Below are 19,978 nucleotides of genomic sequence, written 5' to 3' on the forward strand. Positions count from 1 at the left end.
GACGCACCGGGCGTATGGATCCTAGGCACAAGGCCTAGGATGACGGTGCATGGGGATGGGGAAGGCGTGAGCGGCTGGCGATTTTCGTCCCCAACCTCTAAGGGGCGGGCATGACCACGCTTCTTTACGGCCGACCGCCGGTCGTCTTCGATCCGCCCAGCACTGGAGCGGGCGCCGCGATCCAGACCTCGCCCCTGATCCCCGGCTCCACCGCGCTTGAGACCGTGCCCGAGGGTTCGGTCGACGACATCATGATCTACGCCCCGCCCGGCGTGCTGGAGCGGCGCTACACCCTGGCCCTGGCGCTGAGGGCGTTGAAGGTCGGGGGGCGGCTGGATGTGATGGCGCTCAAGGACAAGGGCGGGTCGCGGCTGAAGAAGGAGCTGACCGGCTTCGGCGTCGAGGTGGGCGAGACGGCCAAGGCGCACCATCGCCGCTGTATCGTGATCAAGCCCGAGACGATGGCCGGGATCGACGCGGCCATAGCCGATGGCGCGGCGCGGATCGTGCCGGGGCTGGAGGCCTGGTCGCAGCCGGGCATATTCGCCTGGGACCGGATCGACGCGGGCTCGGCCCTGCTGGCGCAACATATGCCGGCGCTGAAGGGGGCGGGCGTCGATCTGGGTTGCGGCTATGGGGCGCTGGCGACGGTGGCCCTGCGGTCGCCGGCGGTGACGTCGTTGTGGCTGATCGACCTGGACCGCCGGGCGGTCGAGGCGGCGCGGAAGAATGTCGAAGACCCGCGCGCGAACGTCGAATGGGCCGATGTGCGGACGATGGCGGCTGAGGGTGAACTGAACTTCGTCGTCAGCAATCCGCCCTTCCACGACGGCGGGGCCGAGGATCGCCGGCTGGGCCAGGCGTTCATCCGCAAGGCGGCGGAGCTTCTGAAAAAGGGCGGTGTGGCCTGGATCGTGGCCAACCGGCATCTGCCGTATGAGGCCGAGCTGAATGCGGCGTTCAACCGGGTGCGGCTGGTCGCGGACGCGGGCGGGTACAAGCTGTTCGAGGCGGTGAAGTGAAGACCCCCACCTCCCGCGTCGACCGCCTGCTGGGGTCAATGGGCTACGGCTCGCGGGCCGAGATGGCGCGGATGGCCAAGGCCGGGGGGATCGTGCTGGACGGCGCGGACCTGACGGACGTGTCGAAGCGGATTCCGGTGACACGTGACCTGCCGATGCGGATGGAGATCGACGGCGAGCCGCTGGACCCGGTGCAGGGTCTGGTCATCCTGCTGAACAAGCCGCTGGGCATGACCTGTTCGCACAAGGAAGAAGGGGCGCTGGTCTATGACATCCTGCCGGGACGTTGGCGGGCGCGCGATCCGGCCATCTCGACCATAGGGCGGCTGGACAAACAGACCACGGGTCTGCTGCTGCTGACCGATGACGGCGACCTGTTGCACCGGGTGATTTCGCCCAAACGCCATGTGGGCAAGGTCTATCGCGCCGGGCTGGCGCGGCCGCTGGTCGGAACCGAGGGCGCGCTGTTCGCCTCGGGCGAACTGGTGCTGGAGGGCGAGGACAAGCCGCTGGCGCCGGCGGTGCTGGAGGTGGTGTCCCCGACCGAGGCCCTGCTGACGGTGACGGAGGGCCGCTATCACCAGGTGCGGCGTATGTTCGCCGCCGCCGGCAACCATGTCGAGACCCTGCACCGCGAACGGCTGGGCGGCCTGACGCTGCCGGCCGATCTGGCGCCGGGCCAGTGGCGGCTGCTGACGCCGGAGGAGATCGCGTCGATCTTCGCCTGAGCCGAGCGGCGGCTGACGATCCATGCGGCGATGACATGTGGCGAATTCTGACGGCGTTATTTACCTCGGGTAGCAGGCCTTTGTGGTCCGGTCCCGAAGACGATATGATAGCGCCATGAGCCACTATTCGGTGACAGAAGCACAGGCGGACTTGGCCCGTCTGATCGAGGCCGCCGAGCGGGGCGAGCCCGTCATCATCGACCGCCCTGATCCGGACGTCGAGGTGAAGATCGTGGCGCGGCGTATCCGCCCCGATGGGCCGCACGATATCGAATGGCTGAGATCTGTGCGCGTCCAGCCGCGTCGTGGGCCGGTGAATACGGCTGCGGCCCTGGCGGAAATGAAGGAAGAACGCGGTCGGTGAGCGTCTATCTGGACGCCAGCGTCATCGTTCCCTTGTTCGTGCAAGAGAAGACGAGCGAGGCCGTGCTCGCCTGGATGGCGTCTGTCGATAGGGCGATCGTGTCCGATTGGGCGATCGCCGAGGTGTCGTCGGCCATGTCGCATCACGTCCGCCGCCGAAGCCTGGATCCCGACGAACGCGATCTGGCCGAGACCAAGTTCAACATCTGGCTGGATCAGGCGGCGGCTGTGAGAGAGGTCGAGCCCGAGGATGTGATGGCCTGTCGCTTCCTGCTGCACCGGCATGCGCGATTGCGGACGCCGGACGCCCTGCACCTGGCCATCGTGCAGCGACTGAAATGCGATCTCGCCACCTATGATCGTGATCTGGCCGAGGCCGCTCTTCGGGATGGGGTAAAGGTGATCGCGCCATGACGGCCATCAAGATCTGCGGCCTGACCACCGCCGACACCCTGGACGCCGCCCTGGACGGCGGGGCGGACTTCGTGGGGGCGGTGGTGTTTCCCAAGAGCCCGCGCCATCTGGCGCCCGAGGCGGCGGCGCGTCTGTTCGAGCGGGCGCGGGGGCGGGCGAAGATCGTGGCGGTGACGGTCGATCCGGACGACGGCTTGCTGGAAGAGATCGCGCGGACGCTGAAGCCCGATTTCATCCAGTTGCACGGATCAGAGACGCCGGCGCGGGCGGAAGGCGTGCGGGCCTTGACCGGGGCGGGGGTGATCAAGGCCCTGCCGATCCGGCACGGCGACGATTTCGCCGCCGCCGACGAATGGGACTATCACGCCGACCATCTGATGTTCGACGCCAAGCCGCCGGAGGGGTCGGTCCTGCCCGGCGGGGTGGGGCATAGTTTCGACTGGACCCTGTTGGCGGACCGGGCGTTTCGCCACGACTGGTTCCTGGCGGGCGGGCTGAATCCCGACAATGTGGCCGAGGCGCTGCGGATCACCGGGGCGCCGATGGTGGATGTGTCCTCTGGCGTCGAAAGCGCGCCAGGTGTTAAGGACGCCGACCGGATCGCGGCCTTCATCCAAAACGCGCGCCGGACGTAATTACGACGCCTCCCTGCGTGAAAGTTGGACTCGTGAACGCTCAAACCCCCATCCAAGCCCTACCCACTGGTCAGCCGTTGTCCAACGCCTACGCCTGGCCGGACGCGCAGGGTCGGTTCGGTCCCTATGGCGGGCAGTTCGTCGCCGAGACCCTGATGCCGCTGATCCACGAGCTGGACGCGGCCTATAAGGCGGCTCGGGCGGACCCGAGCTTCCAGGCTGAGCTGGACGGCTTCCTGACCCATTATGTCGGGCGCGAGAGCCCGCTTTATTACGCCGAACGCCTGACCGAACATTTCGGCGGGGCGCGGATCTGGCTGAAGCGCGAGGACCTGAACCATACGGGCGCGCACAAGATCAATAATTGCATGGGCCAGATCCTGCTGGCCCGCCGTATGGGCAAGACGCGGATCATCGCCGAGACCGGCGCGGGCCAGCACGGCGTGGCCTCGGCCACCGTCTCGGCGCGGTTCGGCCTGCCCTGCACCGTCTATATGGGGGCTGTGGACGTGGAGCGGCAGCAGCCGAACGTGTTCCGCATGCGCCTGCTGGGGTCCGAAGTCTTCTCGGTCACGGCCGGCGCCGCGACCCTGAAGGACGCGATGAACGAGGCGATGCGCGACTGGGTCACGAACGTTTCGGACACCTATTACATCATCGGCACGGCGGCGGGTCCGCACCCCTATCCGGCCATGGTGCGCGACTTCCAGTCGGTGATCGGCAAGGAGATCAAGACCCAGTCGATGGCCCGGATGGGCAAGCTGCCCGAGGCCATCGTGGCCTGTATCGGCGGCGGATCGAACGCCATCGGCGCCTTCCACCCCTTCATCGACGACGCGGCCGTGCGGCTGATCGGGGTCGAGGCGGCGGGCCATGGGCTGGACACGCCGGACCACGCGGCCTCGCTGAAGGGCGGTCGATCGGGCGTGCTGCACGGCAACCGGACCTATCTGTTGCAAGACGACGACGGCAATATCGTCGAGGGCCATTCGATTTCGGCCGGTCTGGACTATCCGGGCATCGGGCCGGAACACGCCTGGCTGCATGATATCGGCCGGGCCGAATATCGCTCGGCGACCGACAATGAGGCGCTGGAGGCCTTCCAGCTGTGCTCGAAGCTGGAAGGCATCATCCCGGCGCTGGAACCGGCCCACGCCCTGGCGCGGACGGGCGAAGTGGCGCGCGAAGTCGGCAAGGGCGGCGATATCGTCCTGTTGATGTCGGGCCGCGGCGACAAGGACATCTTCCAGGTCGCCAAACATCTGGGAGTGGAACTGTGATCCGTAGTCTGCTGGCGGCGACCGCCGCGCTGAGCCTTTCGACCGCCGTTCAGGCCCAGACGTCCGCGCCTGCGCCTACACAGGTCCAGCCCGCCGATGTCGCCCTGCTGCCGGGCGCGCAGCTTTCGCCCGATTGCGGCGGCCTGAACAATCTGGCCGGCCGGGCCTGGTGCGTCACCGCCCCCCTGGGTCAGGTCGGCGCCCTGGCCGAAGCCTATATCGCCGATCTGGCGACCAAGGGCTGGCTGGCGGCGGGCGGCGACGAGAACCGCGTCGTCCTGATCAAGCGCCGCGAGGGCGGTGGTTGCGAAGGCATGCAGATGGTCGCCTTCTACGACACCACCAAGACCGCCGTGGCCGAACTGCCCGGCTATCTGGGCTTCGCCGTCGTGCCGGGCGATGTCTGCGCCCAAGCCGCTGCTGAGAAGCCCGTTTCGGAAACCACGCCGCAATGACCACCGCCCTTATCGACGCCTGTTTCGCCGCGCTGAAGGCCGAGGGCCGCGCGGCCTTTATTCCCTATGTGATGGGGGGGGATCCGTCGCGCGAGGAGGCGCTGGAGCTTCTGCGCGGCCTGCCCGCCGCCGGGGCCGACATCATCGAACTGGGCTTCCCGTTCAGCGATCCTATGGCCGAGGGGCCGCCGATCCAGCGGGCGGCGATCCGGGGGATGAAGGCCGGCTTCGGCCTGCGCACCACCATGGATCTGGCCAAGGAATTCCGTAAGGGCGACGACGTCACGCCCATTATCCTGATGGGCTATCTGAATCCGATCGAGAGCCTGGGATACGACGCCTTCGCCGCCTATGCGGCCGACTGCGGCATCGACGGGCTGATCGTGGTGGACTGCCCGCCGGAAGAGGCCGGGCCGTTGATCGCGGCGCTGGACAAGGTGTCGATCTCGCTGATCCGTCTGGCGACGCCGACCTCGGACGACGAACGGCTGAAGATCGTGGTCCAGGGCACTTCGGGCTTTGTCTATTATGTCGCCGTCGCGGGCGTGACGGGGGTCAAGGAGGCGAACGCCGAGGTGGTGGCGCCGGCGGTGGAGCGGGTGCGCAAGGCGTCCGGTCTGCCGGTCGCGGTCGGCTTCGGGGTCAAGACGCCCGAGCGGGCGGCCGAGATCGCGCGGGTGGCCGATGCGGTGGTGGTCGGTTCGGCCCTGGTGGACGAGGTGGCGGCCGCGCTGGAGGCCGGCGAAGCCGTTGCGCCGCGCGTCCTGGCCCGGGTCAAGGCGCTGGGCGATGCGGTTCGGTCGGTGCGGACTGGTGCATCCCTGGCGGAAACCGTCTAAGAGCCCGCCCATGATCGACAAGAGCAAACCCCAGGAGAAGCGCGGCGGCTGGCTGAGCCGTTTCGCGCCCGGCGTCCGCAAGATCGTGTCGCGCCGCGACACCCCCGACAATCTGTGGGTCAAGGACCCCGATACCGGCGAGATGCTGTATCGCTCGGACCTTGAGGCCTCGCTGTGGGTGACGCCGTCGGGCCGCCATATGCGGATCGACGCGCCGACGCGGCTGAAGGCCACCTTCGACGGCGGCCAGTATGAGTCCATCGACACGCCGGACGTGCCGGAAGATCCGCTGAAATTCTCGGACGGCAAGTCCTACAAGGATCGCCTGAGCGCGGCGCGCAAGGCGGCGGGGCGCAAGGACACCATGGCCATCGGCTATGGCGTCGTCGGCGGCCAAGAGGCCGTGGTGATCGTTCAGGACTTCACCTTCATGGGCGGGTCGCTGGGCATGGCGGCCGGCGAGGCCTTCATCAAGGCCGCGCGCGAGGCCGTGGCCCGCAAGGTTCCGATGATCTGTTTCACCGCCGCCGGCGGCGCGCGGATGCAGGAAGGCGCCCTGTCGCTGATGCAGATGGCGCGCACCACCCTGGCCATCCAGGAGCTGAAGGCGGCGACCCTGCCCTATGCCGTGGTCCTGACCGATCCGACGACGGGCGGGGTGACCGCCTCCTACGCCATGCTGGGCGATGTGCATCTAGCCGAGCCGGGCGCCCTGATCGGCTTCGCCGGTCCACGCGTGATCGAGGCCACCATCCGCGAGAAACTGCCGCCGGGCTTCCAGCGCGCCGAATATCTGCAAGAAAAGGGCATGGTCGACCGGGTGGTCGTCCGCGCCGACCTGCCGCGTGTCCTGGGCCAGATCCTGTCCATGCTGATGGGCGGCGCGCGCGCAGCGGCCTGATATTTTATCTCGTCATCCTAGGCCTTGTGCCTAGGATCCATAAACACCGACGGCAGGGCCGGTGGCTCTATGCTCGACACCGGGCGTATGGATCCTAGGCACAAGGCCTAGGATGACGTTCGGAGTGGGACGAACAAGGCGTGGCGATGGACCCCATTTCAGAACGTCTGCGCGCCCGACATCCGCAGCGGATCGATCTGTCGCTGGATCGGATGAAGGCCCTGTGCGCGGCGCTCGGCGATCCGCAGCATCGGTTGCCGCCGGTGGTTCATGTCGCGGGGACGAACGGCAAGGGGTCCACTGTGGCCATGATCCGGGCCATCGCCGAGGCGGCGGGTCTGAAGGTCCATGCCTATACCTCGCCCCATCTGGTGCGGTTCAACGAGCGGATCCGGCTGGCGGGGCGGTTGATCGAGGACGATCAGCTGAACGCCATCCTCGACCGGATCGAAGGGGTCGGCAGCGAGGCGACGGTGTTCGAAAGCACCACCGCCGCCGCCTTCCTGGCCATGGCCGAGACCCCGGCCGACCTGGCCATAATCGAGGTCGGACTGGGCGGGGTGCTGGACGCCACCAATGTGATCGAACGGCCGCTGCTGAGCGTGATCGCGCCGGTCGACTATGACCATGCCGAGTTCCTCGGGACGGATCTGGCCGGCATCGCTGCCGAGAAGGCCGGGGTGCTGAAGTCTGGGGCGCCGGGCGTGATCGCGCGCCAGCAGGAGGCGGCCATGGCGGCCATCGAGCGCGCCGCCCTGGCGGTGCATGCCCCCCTGACGGTCATGGGGGTGGATTTCGACGCCTGGGCCGAGCGGGGCGGGATGGTGTTCCAGAACCAGGAGCGGTTCCTGGACCTTCCGGCGCCGGGGCTGGCGGGCGCGCACCAGATCGACAATGCGGGGGTCGCGGTGGCGGCGGCGCTGGAGCTGGACCTGCCCGAGGCCGCCATTGCGCAGGGGCTGAAGACCGTGCGCTGGCCCGCGCGGCTGCAACGGATTTCGGCCGGTCCTTACGGCGATGCGGCCAAGGCGGCCGACGCCGAACTGTGGCTGGACGGGGGGCATAATCCCCATGCCGGGCGGGCGCTGGCGGCGTTCTTGGCCGAGCGTCAGGCGCGGGCGCCGCGTCCGCTGGCCCTGATCTGCGGCATGCTGTCGAACAAGGACGCGGGCGGTTTCTTTGCGGCCTTGAAGGACAGCCAGGCGACGGTCTTCACCGTCGGCTTCGACGGGGCGGCGGCGGATCCGGCGGCCCTGGCGGCCGTGGCGCGCGGCCATGGACTGGCGGCGACGCCGGCGGGGTCGGTCGGCGAGGCGGTGAATATGGCGCTGCGGTTCGGCGCGGGACGGGTGGCGATCTGCGGGTCGCTGTATCTGGCGGGCGAGGTGCTGGGGGCCAGCCGCGAGACCTGGCCGGAGTGACGTCGTCTCCCGCCCCTTCATGGGGAGGGATGATCGCGCAGCGATCAGGGTGGGGCCCGAAAGGGCGTGAGCGAGGTTCTGACTGCCCCACCCCGGCTGCGCTCCGCTTCGCCGCCCCTCCCCATGAAGGGGAGGGAGAGTTTTCTACTTGCTCATCCAGGGGCGGGACTTGCCGGCGGCGATGCGGGCGTTCTGTTCGCGTTGGAAGCGGCCGCCGCGCGGGGCTTGGGGACGGGCGTCGAGCGCCGCCTTCTTCAGGCGCAGGGCGCGTTGGACGGGGGTTTCGTCGGAGGGGGCGGGGGCGGGGGCGGACGGGTCCGGGGTTTGATCGTCTTGGCTCATGGGGCCTGACCTATCACACTGGGGCAGGCTTCGTCCCGAAGACGTGAAGCCGCGGCCCGGCGACCCGGTTGCTGGGCATTGTTGTTAGCGCTACCAAAAGAAAAACAACAACGGATGGAAACCATGGATCGGATCAAGATGTCAGGTCGTGCGGGGTTGGCCCTGATCGGGGCCTTGGCGATGCTGGCGGGGCCTGCGGTGGCGCAGAGCGCTCGACCCATCGTGGTGGACGCCCGAGGGGCGACGACGCCGCGCGACCGAATGGCCGACTTCTCGGTCGGGGCCGACTATCCCGGAACGACCGGCCGCGAGGACGCCCTGGCCCAGTTGCAGACGGTGCGCGACGAGCTGGGCTTCCGCTACATCCGCTTCCACGACATCTTCCACGACGACATGGGCGTCTATCGCGAGGTGGACGGCCGGCCGGTCTATGACTGGACCCGCATCGATCAGCTTTACGACCGGATGCTGGGCATGGGGATCAAGCCCTTCATCGAACTGGGCTTTACGCCGGATGCGATGAAGACCTCGGACCAGACCATCTTCTACTGGAAGGGCAATACCTCCCATCCGCAGCCGGAGAAGTGGAGCGGACTGATCGACGCCTTCGTGCGCCACCTGATCGACCGCTACGGCGCCGAAGAGGTCCGGTCCTGGTATTTCGAGTTCTGGAACGAGCCGAACCTGGCCGGCTTCTGGGAAGGGGCCGATCAGGCCGCCTATTTTGACTACTACGGTCGCACGGTCCGCGCCATCAAGGCGGTGGATCCGGCGTTGAGGGTCGGTGGTCCCGCCACGGCCGGCGCGGACTGGGTCCCGGAATTCCTCGCCTATGCCGAGCAGCACCACCTGCCGGTCGACTTCATCGCCACCCACACCTATGGCGTCGAAGGGGGCTTCCTGGACGAGAAGGGCGAGGGCGATAACAAGCTGTCGCGCGCGCCGGACGCCATTGTTTCGGATGTCCGCAAGGTGAGGGGGCAGATCGAGGCCTCGTCGCGACCCGGCCTGCCGTTGTTCTTCACCGAATGGAGCACCAGCTATAATCCGCGCGACCCGATCCACGACGACTATTTCGGCGCTTCCTATATCCTGACCAAGCTGCGCGAGAGCGAGGGCCTGGTTCAGGGCATGAGCTACTGGGCCTTCAGCGACCTGTTCGAGGAGCCGGGGGTGCAGACCAAGCCTTTCGACGGCGGCTTCGGCCTGATGAACCCGCAAGGGCTGCGCAAGCCGACCTTCTTCGCCTACAAATATCTGAACAGCCTGGGCGACCGGGAGCTGCCCACCGGCGACGCCCAGAGCATCGCGGCGCTGAAGGGCGAGACGGTGCAGGTGCTGGCCTGGCGCTATGAACTGCCGGACCAGCCGATCAGCAACCGGCCCTTCTTCCGTCAGGTGCGCGAGCCGTCGGCGGCGGCGCCGCTGGACATCGTGGTTCAGAACCTGACGCCCGGCGTCCACCGCGCGGCGGTGCGGCGGGTCGGGTTCCAGTCCAACGACGCCTATACGGCCTATCTGGAAATGGGGGCGCCGGCGGCGCTGGACGCCGCCCAGTTGCAGCGGCTGAACGACCTGACGCGCGATACGCCCGAGGTGCAGTCCGTCACCGTCGGGGCCGACGGGCGGGGACGGCTGAGCGTGCCGATGAAGACCTATGACGTGGTGCTGGTGGAGATCGATCCGGCCCGTCCGTAAAACGAAAACGCCCGCCGGTCGGAACCGGCGGGCGTTTGATCTTCAGCGACCCATCAGGGGATCAGGCGTCGGCCTTGACGCCCGCCTCGGCCAGCCATTCGACGATCTTGCCCTTGGGCATGGCGCCGACCTTCATCGAGGTCATCTGGCCGTCCTTGAACAGCATCAGGGTCGGGATGCCCTTCACGCCCAGCTTGGACGGGGTCAGGGGGCTGTCGTCGATATTGATCTTGGCCACCGTGACCTGACCGCCCAGTTCGTCGGCGATCTGTTCCAGCGCCGGGCCGATCTGTTTGCAGGGGCCGCACCATTCGGCCCAGAAGTCCACCAGGACGGGGGTGGAGGATTTCAGGACGTCGGCGTCGAAGCTTTCGTCCGTGACTTTTACAGTCGCCATCAATGGCTCCTTGGCGCGCCGGCGCTCGGCCCACGGGGCCTTGCTGCTCGAGCGCAGGTTGAAATTGTCCGGTCTGTCCGGGTTCAGCCGCAGATGTGGGAGCGAATCGCGGCTAATTCAACTCCCGCCATCGACCGCGTCCGCGCGCCTGCTCCGTCGCCGTCGGGCTTGTCCCGGGGCGGGCGGCTTAGCCCTTCGACGCCCGGAACGCCGCCACGGCGTCCACGGTCGCGCGGACCTTGGCCTCGATGGCGGCCCAGTCGCCCGACTTGACCGCCTCGTCCGTCACAAGCTTCGATCCCATACCGGCGGCCACGATGCCGGCGCCGAACCATTTGGCGATGGAGGCTTCATCGGGGTCCACGCCGCCCGTCGGCATGATCTTGACCCAGGGCATCGGTCCCTTGACCGCCTTGACGAAGTCCGGGCCGCCGACCGACGAACCGGGGAACAGTTTGACGATGTCGCAGCCCAGCTCGTGCGCCTCGCCGATGTCCGTCACCGAGCCGCAGCCGGGGAAATAGGCGACCATGCGCCGGTTGCAGACCTTGGCCACATCGGGGACCAGGCAGGGGCTGACGACAAAGCGCGCGCCCCGGTTCAGATAAAGCGACGCCGTGCCGCTATCGACCACCGAGCCGATGCCCAGCACCACATCAGGGTCGGTCTTGATCAGTTCGCGATTGATCTCGCCGAACAGGTCGCAGGCGAAATCGCCGCGATTGGTGAACTCGACCACCGGCGCCCCGCCGCGCGCACAGGCCCGAATGACGTTCAGGCTGACCTCGGGATCGGGATGATAGAAGACCGGGCAGACGCCCTGGGTCTCGAGCGCCTGAAGCACGCTGACGCGATCATGGGCCATGTCTTAATCTCCGCCTGTCCCGACCCGCGCCGGAACGCCTGTGTTGCACCGACCGGTCGCCCGGCCTTCACGCCTTGCTTATCCCAGCCGCCGCCGAAAACGAAAGCGGCTGGGCGGGCTTTGGCGCGCGGCGGCGGAACATATTGTTTCACTGTGGCGCTCCTCACCCCGGCGCGCAGGCCGTCCGCGTCAGCTCATAGGCGGCGAAGCCTTCCTCCGTCCCCGCGCTGTCCTTCATCGTGATCGTCCACTTCAGCCCCGCCGGCCCCAGGGTCCAGCGGTTGATGAAGCGGGCGTCGGGATAGGCGTAGGCGACCTCGAACCCATCGGCTGTCGGCGCGCCCGCTCCCGTGGCCGTATAGTCGCCGCCGAAACTGTCGGCCCAGAAGGCGGAGATGGTCTCAGCCGCGCCCTCGGGCGTCGACTTTCCGCCGAAGATCAGGTGGGCCGCATACCGGTCGGCGGGGTCGGTCGTCGCCTCGCTGTCGGCCTCGATCAAAAACAGGGCGCCGTCGGCGATGGGGCTGGCGGCCAGCCGGATCGTCACCGGCTTGCCCATCACCGCGCCTGCGCCCTGCCAGCATCCGGCCAAGGCCGTGACCTGCGACGGCACGACGGCGGCGCCCGGCTCCTGAACGGCCGATCCCACAGTCAGGGCGGCGATTATTCCAGCGAGGACAGACATGGCGACTTTTCCAGAGGCTTAAGCTTGACCATGGGCCTAGCACGCCCGCGCAAAGTCTGCGCCATGTCCGCGTCGGGGGCAGGGCGCCGATTTTCCCATCGGCCGGCCCGCCGTCTTCGACGCCGCGTCCAAAAGGGTTTAGGAGGCGGCCAGCAACAGGAGCCCCCGCCATGATGACCGCCATCTTCGTCTTCATCAAAACCGAGCTGGGCTACGCCAATGACGTGGCCGCCGACATCGTGGATAATGTCGAGAACGTCTCAGAGGTCTATTCCACCTCGGGCCAGCATGATCTGCTGGCCAAGTTCAACCTGCCGCGCGACGCCGACATCGGGACCTTCGTGACCAAACAGGTCCAGACCCGCCCGCATGTCCGCGACACCTTCACCGTCATCACCTTCTCGCCCTTCCTGCCGTCCAAGGGCTGAGCGGTCCCTCGCGACAGGGTGACGCTGGCGCAGCGGGGGGCTAAACCGACGTCATAGGGAGACACCACATGACGCGACCCAACGCGCCCGCCTATCAAACCGGCTTCGGCAATCATTTCGCCACCGAGGCCGCGCCCGGCGCCCTGCCCGTGGGCCAGAACTCGCCGCAGAAGACGCCGATGGGCCTGTACGCCGAACAGTTGTCCGGCACGGCCTTCACCGCCCCGCGCGCCGAGAACCGACGCAGCTGGCTGTACCGCCTGCGCCCCTCGGCCCAGCACGGCCCCTATGCGCCCTTCGATCAGGGGCGGGTGCGTTCCGGCCCCTTCGACGAGACCCCGCCCAATCCCAACCGGATGCGCTGGGACCCTCTGCCCATCCCCGAGGCCCCGACCGACTGGATCGAAGGTCTGGTGACCTATGGCGGCGCCGGCGAGCCCGACGCCGGAACCGGCGCCGGTATTCACCTGTACGTCGCCAACCGGTCGATGACCGACCGGGTCTTCTACGACGCTGACGGCGAACTGCTGATCGTGCCCCAGCAAGGCGCGCACCGCTTCGTCACCGAGATGGGGGTGATCGAGGCCGAACCCGGCCACCTGGTCCTGATCCCGCGCGGCGTGCGTTTCCGGGTCGAGATCGACGGACCCGTTCGGGGCTATGTCTGCGAAAACTACGGCAGCCCGTTCCGCCTGCCCGACCTGGGGCCGATCGGCGCCAACGGCCTGGCCAATCCACGCGATTTCGAGACGCCCGTCGCGGCGTTCGAGGACGTGGATCGCCCGACCCAGTGCGTCCAGAAATACGGCGGCCGTCTGTGGGCCACGACCTTCGATCACAGCCCGCTCGACGTGGTGGCCTGGCACGGCAATCTGGCGCCCTGCCGCTATGACACGGCGCGGTTCAACACGATCAACACCGTCAGCTACGACCACCCCGATCCGTCGATCTTCACCGTCCTGACCAGTCCGTCCGAGACGCCCGGCACGGCCAATATCGACTTCGTCATCTTCCCGCCGCGCTGGATGGTGGCCGAGCACACCTTCCGCCCGCCCTGGTTCCACCGCAACGTCATGAGCGAGTTCATGGGCCTGGTGACCGGCGCCTATGACGCCAAGGCCGGCGGTTTCGCTCCCGGCGGCGCCAGTCTGCACAACCGGATGAGCGGCCACGGCCCGGACCAGGCCAGCTACGAGGGCGCGATCAATGCGGACCTTCAGCCGCACAAGATCACGGACACCCTGGCCTTCATGTTCGAGACCCGGGCCCCGATCCGGGTCACCAAATGGGCGTCGGAATCACCGCAGATGCAGCTGGACTACGACGACGTCTGGTCGGGCTTCGCCAAAGGGCAGGTCAAATGATGCGCATCGCCCTCATCGCCGGCGTCGCCCTTCTGGCGGCCGCCTGCACCCCGCAAACTACGGCCGGCTCGGACGCCCCGATGCAGAGCGCCGAGGCCTCGGCCTGCGCCACGCGCGGCGGCACGCTGAAACAGGTCGGGCGGATGCAATCCTGGCAGTGCGTCATCAGCTACGCCGACGCCGGCAAGCGCTGCACCGACGGCGACCAGTGTCAGGGCGATTGCCGCGTCGAGGGCAATACCGGCATCGAGGCCGGCGCGACCACGGCCGGGGTCTGCCAGGCTGACAGCGACCGCTTCGGCTGTAATACGCCGGTCGAGGACGGCAAGGCGGGTTCGACCCTCTGCATCGACTGAGGCGGGAGGTTCAGCGGACCACGCCCCCCATTCTCGTCATCCTCGCCCTCTAAGGCCTCAATCCTCACCCTCTAAGGCCGTCATCCTCGCCCTTGTGGCGAGGATCCATACTCCCGGTGCATCCGCAGGGCGTTCCCTCGTTGAGACCGGGATTATGGATCCTAGGGACAAGCCCTAGGATGACGGCGTGAGCGGGGGAATCCTACCCTCAATCCCCGTGCTTGCCGTTGCTGGAAAACTCAGGCGGCGCCGCCTTGTGCACATACTGCTCCGCCACCAGCCAGGCCTTGAACGGCCGCAGGCAGCCCAGGCACATGACGATCAGGATGGGCAGGGTGACGACCGCGTGCACCCAGATGGGCGGCTTGACGCTGAAGTCGAACACCATCAGCAGGATCATCCCGACCACCCCGACCGCCGTCATGACGAAGAAGGCGGGACCGTCCGCCGGATCGGCGAACCCGTAGCTGAGCCCGCATTTGGGGCAGGATTCGCGCAGGGTCAGATACCCCCGGAACAGGGCGCCTTCGCCGCAGCGCGGGCAGCGGCAGGCCAGGCCGGTTTTCAGGGTGCTCAGGCGCGGATAATCGGTCATGGGCGCATCATGGGCCGGATCGCGCGCGGTGTCGCGGGGACGAACCGCCCTGTTCGCCGAATTCGGGTCGATGTCGGTTAACGGTGATTAAAGAGCTTGTGAGGCAAGTCTCCACGGATATGTCCGGGACCTCGCACAGCAAGCGCTTCCTGAAGTCGACCGTGGCCGCCGCCGCGGCCGGCGCGGTCGCCTTTGCGCCCCTCGCGCCCCTGGCGAAAGAGGTGAGCCGGTCCAGCGATCCGCTGTCGATCAGCGTCGGTCAGGCCGGAGAATTCACCCGGGTCGAATTCGGCGGCGTCATCGGCGTGCGCAGCCAGGTCCGGCGCGAAGCCGACAAGGTCATTGTCCGCCTGGGCGTCTCGGCCGCGCCCGACGTCTCGCGCCTGCGGGTCGATCCGCCGGAAGGGGTCAAGGCCGTCGAGACGCGGATGGCGCGGGGCGGGGCCACCGATCTGGTCATCACCCTGGCCGAGGGCGCCGACGCCCGATCGGGCGTCGCCGACGGCGCCGTCTGGCTGAACCTCTATGCGCCCGGCAAGGCGCCCGAGCCGACGCCGGAAGAGCGGGCCGCCCTTGTCAATTCCGTCGTGCCCGTCCGCGCCGTCTCCTCGCCCGAGAAGACCGTCCTGACCTTCCAATGGGGCGCGCCGGTCGGCGCCGCCGTCTTCCGTCGCGGCGAGGCCGTCTGGGTCGTGTTCGACACCGCCGCCAAGATGGACCTGACCGGGGCCAAGGCCCTGGGGCCGGCCAAGGACGCGCGCTGGGCCGCCGGACCTGACTATACCGCCGTCCGTATCGCCGCGCCCGACGGTCTGCCCGTCGTCGCCGAGGGGCAGGGCGGAACCTGGACCGTGACCATCGGCGGTCCGCCCGCCGGCGCCTCGGGCGTCGAGATCGACCGTTCGGAAGACGGCTCCGCCAGTCTGGTGGCGCGGATGGCCGGGGCGACCAAGACCGTCTGGCTGACCGATCCCCTGGTCGGCGACCGTTTCGCCGCCGTCACCGCCCTGGCGCCCGGCAAGGGGTTTTCGGGCACGCGCAGCACCGTCGATCTTACCCTGATCCCCACGGCCCAGGGGTTGGCGGTCGAAACCGCCACTGACGACCTGAAGATCGAGGCCGAGGGCGACCTGGTCACCCTCAGCCGTCCCCAGGGCCTGACCCTGTCGCCGCCGTCCGCGACCCTGGACGCGGCCGATCAGGAGGGCGACGCGCCGAAGGCCGCGGCCCACCCGTCCCTGATCCTTGAGGAATGGGCGTTCGTCGGCGAGGACGGCTTTTCCGAAATCTACCGCCGTCTTCAGGACGCGGCGGCCCAGGAGACCATCGCCGGAACCGACAACCCCCGCGCCCCCATCGCGGCGCGGATGGCCCTGGCCCGGTTCCTGGTCGGGTCGGGCCTGAACTACGAGGCGATCGGCGTCATCAACGCCCTGATCGCCAAGGCCCCCAATATGCAGGGCGAGCCCGAGGTGCGGGGCCTGCGGGGCGCCGCCCGTGTCGGCGTCGGCCGACTGGAAGAGGCCCAGGTCGATTTCGCCGGCTCGGCCCTGTCCAATGATCCCTCCGCCAAGGTCTGGCAGGGCTATCTGGCGGCCGAACGGGGCGACTGGGAAGAGGCGCGGCGGGCCTTCGCCGCCGGCGCCTCGGTCATCGACGACTTTCCCAAGGAATGGCGCGCCCGCTTCGGCGCCGCCCACGCCATGGCCGCCATCGAAACCAACGACCTGCCGGCCGCCCGCCAGCTGCTGGACTATGTCTTCAGTCAGAACGCCTCGGCCGCCGACCAACTGACCGCCCGCGTGGTTCAGGCCCGCCTGTTCGACCTGTCCGGCGACAAGGCGCGGGCGCTGGCGGTCTACAAGGCCGTGGCCCGCGCCCCGTTGGACGGCATCGCCACCCCGGCCAAACTGGGGGCCATAAATCTCGAGATGGAAAAGGGCGTCCTGACGCCGGACCAGGCGGCCCAGCAGCTGGAGCTGCTGAAGTGGCGCTGGCGCGGCGACGCGACCGAGCTGGCGGTCATCCGCAAACTGGCGGATCTCTATCTGCAACAGGGCCGCTATCGCGAAGCCCTGGACGCCCTGCGCGGCGCCGGCAAACGGATGGCGGGCGTGCCCGGCGCGGCCGAGATCCAGACCGATCAGTCCAACGCCTTCCGCGCCCTGTTCCTGGAAGGCGCCGCCGACGGCCTCCAGCCGGTCCAGTCCCTGGCGCTGTTCTATGATTTCCGCGAACTGACCCCCATCGGCGCCGACGGCGACGAGATGGTGCGGCGTCTGTCGCGTCGTCTGATCGACGTCGATCTGCTGGACCAGGCCGCAGAGCTGCTGAAATATCAGGTCGACAACCGTCTGGACGGGGTGGCCCGGGCCCAGGTCGCCACCAATCTGGCCACCGTCTATCTGATGGATCGCCAGCCGGAGAAGGCGCTGCAAGCCATCTGGGGCTCCCGCACCACCCTGCTGCCGACCGCCGTCAACGCCGAACGCCGGGCGCTGGAGGCCCGCGCCCTGATGGATCTGGGCCGCTACGACCATGCGCTGGAAGTGCTGGACAAGGATCAGTCCGGCCCGGCGCGCGAGGTGCGCGGCGACATCTTCTGGAAACAGCAGAAATGGGCCGAGGCGGCGCCCCTCTATGAGGCCCGACTGGGCGATCGCTACAAGCAGGGAGCCACGCCCCTGACCCCGGTCGAGGAAAGCTGGCTGATCCGCGCCGGCGTCGGCTATTCGCTGACCGGCAATCGCGCGGCGCTCGACCGGCTGCGGGGCCAGTATTCGCCCTTCGTCGCGCGGGCCCGGTCGGCCAACGCCATCCGCGTGGCGCTGGACGACGATCTGTCGGGCGTGGCGGGGGTCGCCGATTTCTCGGGCCTGTCCGCCAATGCGGACACCTTCGTCGGCTGGGTCAACGCGGCCAAACAGGACTTCAGAAAAGAAACGGGCGGGAATCGCCCAGCGACTCCCGCCCGTTGATCAGCTAATCGGTCCCCGCAGGGACCGAAAAACCTTAGCCGTTGACGGCGTCCTTCAGCGGCTTGGAGACGCGGAAGCGAACGGCCTTGGAGGCGGCGATCTTGATGGTCGCGCCCGTGGCCGGGTTGCGGCCTTCGCGCTCGGCGCGGGCGGCGGTGTCGAAGACGCCCAGGTTCGAGATGCGCACGTCGCCGCCGGCCTTCAGGCTGGCGTGGATGTTCTCGACGATGGCGGTCAGCACCTTGCCGGCGTCGGCCTGCGAGACACCGGCGTCCTTGGCGACGGCGGCGATCAGTTCGGCTTGAGTGGTCATAAGAAACATTTCCAGTGTTAGTCGCCCGATTCAGGGCGAGGACTGAGGGATCAACACGGATTTCTCCCGGTATTGCAAGCCGGTAAAAGGCGCAAAGCCTTATAGGGCGGGGATTATCCGGTTCCGGACGCCCGCTGGAAGCTCTCGACCAGGCTTCCCGCGACCAGTCTCCAGCCGTCCACCAGCACGAAGAAGATCAGCTTGAAGGGCAGGGAGACCACCACCGGCGGCAGCATCATCATACCCATGGACATCAGCACGCTGGCCACCACCAAGTCGATGACAAGGAACGGAATAAAAAGAAGAAATCCGATCTCGAACGCCTTCTTCAACTCGCTGATCATAAAGGCCGGAGTGACCACCCGCAGGGGCAGGTCTTGCAGGTTGGTCGGGGCCTCGACGCGGCTCAATCGGGTGAACAGGGCCAGGTCTCCGCGGTCCACCTGGGCCAGCATGAAGGTTTTCACAGGTTCCGACGCCGCATCGAAGGCCTGGGGCAATTCCATCTGCTGATCCAGCAGCGGACGGATGCCCGAATCATAGGCGTCCTGCCAGGTCGGGGCCATGACGATGGCGCTCAGGAACAGGGCCAGGGACACCAGAACCGCGTTCGGCGGCGATTGCTGCATGCCCAGGGCCGTCCGCAACAGCGACAGAACCACGACGATTCGCACGAAGCTGGTGGTCATGATGACGATGGACGGCGCCAGCGACAGCACCGTCATCAGCCCGACCAACTGCACCACCCGCTGGGTCAGGCCTGCGCCCGTTCCCAGGTCGATGTTCAGCGACGATCCCCCCGCCGCCGCATCCTGGGCGAAGGCCGCCAGCGGCCAGGCCAGGCAGACCAGGGTGGTGAACAGCGACAGCAGGGCCGCGCGCTTCAGCTCCGACGCGGCGGGAACTCCAAACATCTTCTCCCTCCCCTTCATGGGGAGGGACGGCGAGGCGCAGCCGAGCCCGGGTGGGGCAGTCAAAGCCTCGCTCCCGCCCCTTCGGGCCCCACCCCGATCGCGACGCGATCGCCCCTCCCCATGAAGGGGAGGGAGAATGCCGGGCCCCTTCACTTGAAGATCTCCGTCTGGCGCGGCTCGATCAGCTCGCGCCCTTCACCCAGCAGGATCAGTCGCTCTTCCTCGTCGATTCGCACCAGGACCAGCCGCCGCGCGGGGTCCAGCACCAGGGTCTCGACCACCTGCATCCGCCGCTCGCCGCGCTGGGCGTTCAGCTTCGCCATCAGCTGCGGGGCATAGCGGCGCGCCGCATAGGCGGCCAGGCCGATCAGGCCCAGGGTGAAGGCCAGGCCGAAGACGGCGCGGGCGAGATCGAGGAAATTCATACGCTTGAGGCCCCGCGCTGTCGGCGCTGTTGCCTAGAGTCTTAACCAGCACGGTTAACGATCAGTTTAGATAACGGCCTGTTAACCATAGGGGCGGCATTTTCTGCCCATCGGGCGCATCCGCGCCACGGGAGATCGCCATGGGCGTCGCCGACATTCCGCTGCTGGGGCAGATCAAGGGCCGGCTGGGCTGGCTGGACGAACGCCAGCGGGTCATCGCCGAGAACGTCGCCAACGCCGATACGCCGGGCTTCGTCGGCCGCGATCTGAAACAGCCGACCGACTTCGCCGCCGCCCTGCGCTCGGGCGGGGGGCTCCAGGTGGTCCGCACGAACCGCGCCCACATCGCCCCCGCCGTCAGCGCCCCGCGCTTCGACGCGTCCAAGTCGCCGGACTCCGAGACGACCCTCGACGGCAATTCGGTCGTGGTCGAAGAGCAGATGCTGAAGATGGCCGAGAGCCGCATGGCCTATGACGCCGCCATCGGCTTCTACCAGAAATCCATGTCCATGATCCGCATGGCCGCGCGCAAGCCCGGCGCGGGCTGAAACGAAGGACTG

General features: G+C 67.9%; 24 protein-coding genes. 16 read left to right on the forward strand and 8 right to left on the reverse strand.

Annotation, left to right across the window (positions count from 1 at the left end; genetic code table 11):
- Window positions 1-110 precede the first annotated feature (110 nt).
- From OU998_RS03765 to OU998_RS03810, 10 genes are all read left to right on the forward strand, one after another.
- Entirely contained in the window at window positions 111-1,022 is a 912-nt protein-coding gene (locus OU998_RS03765) for a class I SAM-dependent methyltransferase (protein WP_267515512.1), read from the forward strand.
- Window positions 1,023-1,060: 38 nt separating this feature from the next.
- Entirely contained in the window at window positions 1,061-1,750 is a 690-nt protein-coding gene (locus OU998_RS03770; RefSeq protein ID WP_267516700.1) for a pseudouridine synthase, read from the forward strand.
- A 115-nt stretch (window positions 1,751-1,865) separates the two neighbouring features.
- Window positions 1,866-2,114 carry a type II toxin-antitoxin system Phd/YefM family antitoxin gene (locus tag OU998_RS03775; RefSeq protein WP_267515513.1) on the forward strand — a complete coding sequence of 83 codons (249 nt, stop codon included), beginning with the start codon at window positions 1,866-1,868 and terminating at the stop codon, window positions 2,112-2,114.
- A complete protein-coding gene (locus OU998_RS03780; RefSeq protein WP_267515514.1) occupies window positions 2,111-2,527 on the forward strand; it encodes a type II toxin-antitoxin system VapC family toxin in 417 nt (138 codons plus the stop codon). The genes OU998_RS03775 and OU998_RS03780 overlap by 4 nt, the downstream gene beginning before the upstream one ends.
- A complete protein-coding gene (locus tag OU998_RS03785) occupies window positions 2,524-3,162 on the forward strand; it encodes a phosphoribosylanthranilate isomerase (RefSeq protein WP_267515515.1) in 639 nt (212 codons plus the stop codon). Before OU998_RS03780 ends, OU998_RS03785 begins: the two co-directional genes overlap by 4 nt.
- A gap of 77 nt (window positions 3,163-3,239) precedes the next feature.
- On the forward strand, window positions 3,240-4,442 hold the full coding sequence (trpB, locus tag OU998_RS03790) for a tryptophan synthase subunit beta (protein ID WP_420709829.1): 1,203 nt from the start codon (window positions 3,240-3,242) through the stop codon (window positions 4,440-4,442).
- The gene (locus OU998_RS03795) at window positions 4,439-4,897 is read left to right on the forward strand and encodes a hypothetical protein (RefSeq protein ID WP_267515517.1); all 459 of its coding nucleotides are present in this window, start codon (window positions 4,439-4,441) and stop codon (window positions 4,895-4,897) included. The genes trpB and OU998_RS03795 overlap by 4 nt, the downstream gene beginning before the upstream one ends.
- Window positions 4,894-5,736 carry a tryptophan synthase subunit alpha gene (trpA, locus tag OU998_RS03800; protein WP_267515518.1) on the forward strand — a complete coding sequence of 281 codons (843 nt, stop codon included), beginning with the start codon at window positions 4,894-4,896 and terminating at the stop codon, window positions 5,734-5,736. The genes OU998_RS03795 and trpA overlap by 4 nt, the downstream gene beginning before the upstream one ends.
- A gap of 10 nt (window positions 5,737-5,746) precedes the next feature.
- Window positions 5,747-6,637, forward strand: a complete 891-nt coding sequence (locus OU998_RS03805) for an acetyl-CoA carboxylase carboxyltransferase subunit beta (RefSeq protein WP_267515519.1) — start codon at window positions 5,747-5,749, stop codon at window positions 6,635-6,637.
- Window positions 6,638-6,783: 146 nt separating this feature from the next.
- Window positions 6,784-8,058: a bifunctional folylpolyglutamate synthase/dihydrofolate synthase gene (locus tag OU998_RS03810; protein WP_267515520.1), complete on the forward strand. Its 1,275-nt coding sequence runs from the start codon at window positions 6,784-6,786 to the stop codon at window positions 8,056-8,058.
- Between the two features lie 144 nt (window positions 8,059-8,202).
- Here OU998_RS03810 and OU998_RS03815 read toward each other — a convergent pair whose 3' ends face one another.
- Complete coding sequence (locus tag OU998_RS03815) at window positions 8,203-8,400, reverse strand: hypothetical protein (protein ID WP_267515521.1); 198 nt, start codon at window positions 8,398-8,400, stop codon at window positions 8,203-8,205.
- Window positions 8,401-8,523: 123 nt separating this feature from the next.
- On the opposite strand from OU998_RS03815, the gene OU998_RS03820 reads away from it, so the two are divergent.
- Window positions 8,524-10,098 (forward strand): GH39 family glycosyl hydrolase, encoded by a 1,575-nt coding sequence (locus OU998_RS03820; protein ID WP_267515522.1) that lies wholly within the window; start codon window positions 8,524-8,526, stop codon window positions 10,096-10,098.
- 61 nt (window positions 10,099-10,159) lie between these two features.
- On the opposite strand, the gene trxA is transcribed toward OU998_RS03820, so the two are convergent.
- The 3 genes from trxA to OU998_RS03835 form a co-directional block, all read right to left on the reverse strand.
- Complete coding sequence (trxA, locus tag OU998_RS03825) at window positions 10,160-10,495, reverse strand: thioredoxin (protein WP_054764133.1); 336 nt, start codon at window positions 10,493-10,495, stop codon at window positions 10,160-10,162.
- Window positions 10,496-10,682: 187 nt separating this feature from the next.
- The gene (locus tag OU998_RS03830) at window positions 10,683-11,360 is read right to left on the reverse strand and encodes a bifunctional 4-hydroxy-2-oxoglutarate aldolase/2-dehydro-3-deoxy-phosphogluconate aldolase (RefSeq protein ID WP_267515523.1); all 678 of its coding nucleotides are present in this window, start codon (window positions 11,358-11,360) and stop codon (window positions 10,683-10,685) included.
- 163 nt (window positions 11,361-11,523) lie between these two features.
- Window positions 11,524-12,045 (reverse strand): hypothetical protein, encoded by a 522-nt coding sequence (locus tag OU998_RS03835; protein ID WP_267515524.1) that lies wholly within the window; start codon window positions 12,043-12,045, stop codon window positions 11,524-11,526.
- Window positions 12,046-12,215: 170 nt separating this feature from the next.
- Between OU998_RS03835 and OU998_RS03840 the strand changes: the two genes are divergently transcribed.
- The 3 genes from OU998_RS03840 (at window position 12,216) to OU998_RS03850 (ending at window position 14,193) form a co-directional block, all read left to right on the forward strand.
- Complete coding sequence (locus tag OU998_RS03840) at window positions 12,216-12,473, forward strand: Lrp/AsnC ligand binding domain-containing protein (protein WP_267515525.1); 258 nt, start codon at window positions 12,216-12,218, stop codon at window positions 12,471-12,473.
- A gap of 68 nt (window positions 12,474-12,541) precedes the next feature.
- Window positions 12,542-13,837 (forward strand): homogentisate 1,2-dioxygenase, encoded by a 1,296-nt coding sequence (gene hmgA / locus OU998_RS03845; protein ID WP_267515526.1) that lies wholly within the window; start codon window positions 12,542-12,544, stop codon window positions 13,835-13,837.
- Window positions 13,834-14,193 carry a hypothetical protein gene (locus OU998_RS03850; protein ID WP_267515527.1) on the forward strand — a complete coding sequence of 120 codons (360 nt, stop codon included), beginning with the start codon at window positions 13,834-13,836 and terminating at the stop codon, window positions 14,191-14,193. The genes hmgA and OU998_RS03850 overlap by 4 nt, the downstream gene beginning before the upstream one ends.
- Before the next feature lie 208 nt (window positions 14,194-14,401).
- Here the strand turns inward: OU998_RS03850 and OU998_RS03855 are convergent, their stop codons facing one another.
- Window positions 14,402-14,788 carry a DUF983 domain-containing protein gene (locus tag OU998_RS03855; protein WP_267515528.1) on the reverse strand — a complete coding sequence of 129 codons (387 nt, stop codon included), beginning with the start codon at window positions 14,786-14,788 and terminating at the stop codon, window positions 14,402-14,404.
- Window positions 14,789-14,907: 119 nt separating this feature from the next.
- Between OU998_RS03855 and OU998_RS03860 the strand changes: the two genes are divergently transcribed.
- On the forward strand, window positions 14,908-17,766 hold the full coding sequence (locus OU998_RS03860) for a tetratricopeptide repeat protein (RefSeq protein ID WP_267515529.1): 2,859 nt from the start codon (window positions 14,908-14,910) through the stop codon (window positions 17,764-17,766).
- A 34-nt stretch (window positions 17,767-17,800) separates the two neighbouring features.
- On the opposite strand, the gene OU998_RS03865 is transcribed toward OU998_RS03860, so the two are convergent.
- The 3 genes from OU998_RS03865 to OU998_RS03875 all read right to left on the reverse strand — a co-directional run bounded on the left by OU998_RS03865 (window position 17,801) and on the right by OU998_RS03875 (window position 19,418).
- Window positions 17,801-18,079 (reverse strand): HU family DNA-binding protein, encoded by a 279-nt coding sequence (locus OU998_RS03865; RefSeq protein WP_008263548.1) that lies wholly within the window; start codon window positions 18,077-18,079, stop codon window positions 17,801-17,803.
- Window positions 18,080-18,192: 113 nt separating this feature from the next.
- Complete coding sequence (gene fliP, locus OU998_RS03870; protein ID WP_420709830.1) at window positions 18,193-19,011, reverse strand: flagellar type III secretion system pore protein FliP; 819 nt, start codon at window positions 19,009-19,011, stop codon at window positions 18,193-18,195.
- A gap of 131 nt (window positions 19,012-19,142) precedes the next feature.
- Entirely contained in the window at window positions 19,143-19,418 is a 276-nt protein-coding gene (locus OU998_RS03875; RefSeq protein WP_267515531.1) for a flagellar biosynthetic protein FliO, read from the reverse strand.
- A 140-nt stretch (window positions 19,419-19,558) separates the two neighbouring features.
- Here OU998_RS03875 and flgB point away from each other — a divergent pair, with 140 nt between their 5' ends.
- Window positions 19,559-19,966 (forward strand): flagellar basal body rod protein FlgB, encoded by a 408-nt coding sequence (gene flgB / locus OU998_RS03880; RefSeq protein WP_267515532.1) that lies wholly within the window; start codon window positions 19,559-19,561, stop codon window positions 19,964-19,966.
- Window positions 19,967-19,978 lie beyond the last annotated feature (12 nt).

It is taken from the genome of Brevundimonas sp. SL130, assembly GCF_026625805.1.
Lineage (GTDB): Bacteria > Pseudomonadota > Alphaproteobacteria > Caulobacterales > Caulobacteraceae > Brevundimonas.

Excerpts from the sequence above, each read along its gene's own strand:
- OU998_RS03810 (WP_267515520.1), top strand. The coding sequence starts at position 6,784 with ATGGACCCCATTTCAGAACGTCTGCGCGCCCGACATCCGCAGCGGATC.
- flgB (WP_267515532.1), top strand. The coding sequence starts at position 19,559 with ATGGGCGTCGCCGACATTCCGCTGCTGGGGCAGATCAAGGGCCGGCTG.
- OU998_RS03820 (WP_267515522.1), top strand. The coding sequence starts at position 8,524 with ATGGATCGGATCAAGATGTCAGGTCGTGCGGGGTTGGCCCTGATCGGG.
- OU998_RS03805 (WP_267515519.1), top strand. The coding sequence starts at position 5,747 with ATGATCGACAAGAGCAAACCCCAGGAGAAGCGCGGCGGCTGGCTGAGC.
- fliP (WP_420709830.1), bottom strand. The coding sequence starts at position 19,011 with ATGAAGGGGAGGGAGAAGATGTTTGGAGTTCCCGCCGCGTCGGAGCTG.
- OU998_RS03775 (WP_267515513.1), top strand. The coding sequence starts at position 1,866 with ATGAGCCACTATTCGGTGACAGAAGCACAGGCGGACTTGGCCCGTCTG.
- OU998_RS03855 (WP_267515528.1), bottom strand. The coding sequence starts at position 14,788 with ATGACCGATTATCCGCGCCTGAGCACCCTGAAAACCGGCCTGGCCTGC.
- OU998_RS03830 (WP_267515523.1), bottom strand. The coding sequence starts at position 11,360 with ATGGCCCATGATCGCGTCAGCGTGCTTCAGGCGCTCGAGACCCAGGGC.
- OU998_RS03860 (WP_267515529.1), top strand. The coding sequence starts at position 14,908 with ATGTCCGGGACCTCGCACAGCAAGCGCTTCCTGAAGTCGACCGTGGCC.
- OU998_RS03770 (WP_267516700.1), top strand. The coding sequence starts at position 1,061 with ATGGGCTACGGCTCGCGGGCCGAGATGGCGCGGATGGCCAAGGCCGGG.
- OU998_RS03835 (WP_267515524.1), bottom strand. The coding sequence starts at position 12,045 with ATGTCTGTCCTCGCTGGAATAATCGCCGCCCTGACTGTGGGATCGGCC.
- trxA (WP_054764133.1), bottom strand. The coding sequence starts at position 10,495 with ATGGCGACTGTAAAAGTCACGGACGAAAGCTTCGACGCCGACGTCCTG.
- OU998_RS03875 (WP_267515531.1), bottom strand. The coding sequence starts at position 19,418 with ATGAATTTCCTCGATCTCGCCCGCGCCGTCTTCGGCCTGGCCTTCACC.
- OU998_RS03865 (WP_008263548.1), bottom strand. The coding sequence starts at position 18,079 with ATGACCACTCAAGCCGAACTGATCGCCGCCGTCGCCAAGGACGCCGGT.
- OU998_RS03785 (WP_267515515.1), top strand. The coding sequence starts at position 2,524 with ATGACGGCCATCAAGATCTGCGGCCTGACCACCGCCGACACCCTGGAC.
- OU998_RS03850 (WP_267515527.1), top strand. The coding sequence starts at position 13,834 with ATGATGCGCATCGCCCTCATCGCCGGCGTCGCCCTTCTGGCGGCCGCC.
- OU998_RS03840 (WP_267515525.1), top strand. The coding sequence starts at position 12,216 with ATGATGACCGCCATCTTCGTCTTCATCAAAACCGAGCTGGGCTACGCC.
- hmgA (WP_267515526.1), top strand. The coding sequence starts at position 12,542 with ATGACGCGACCCAACGCGCCCGCCTATCAAACCGGCTTCGGCAATCAT.
- OU998_RS03815 (WP_267515521.1), bottom strand. The coding sequence starts at position 8,400 with ATGAGCCAAGACGATCAAACCCCGGACCCGTCCGCCCCCGCCCCCGCC.
- OU998_RS03765 (WP_267515512.1), top strand. The coding sequence starts at position 111 with ATGACCACGCTTCTTTACGGCCGACCGCCGGTCGTCTTCGATCCGCCC.
- trpA (WP_267515518.1), top strand. The coding sequence starts at position 4,894 with ATGACCACCGCCCTTATCGACGCCTGTTTCGCCGCGCTGAAGGCCGAG.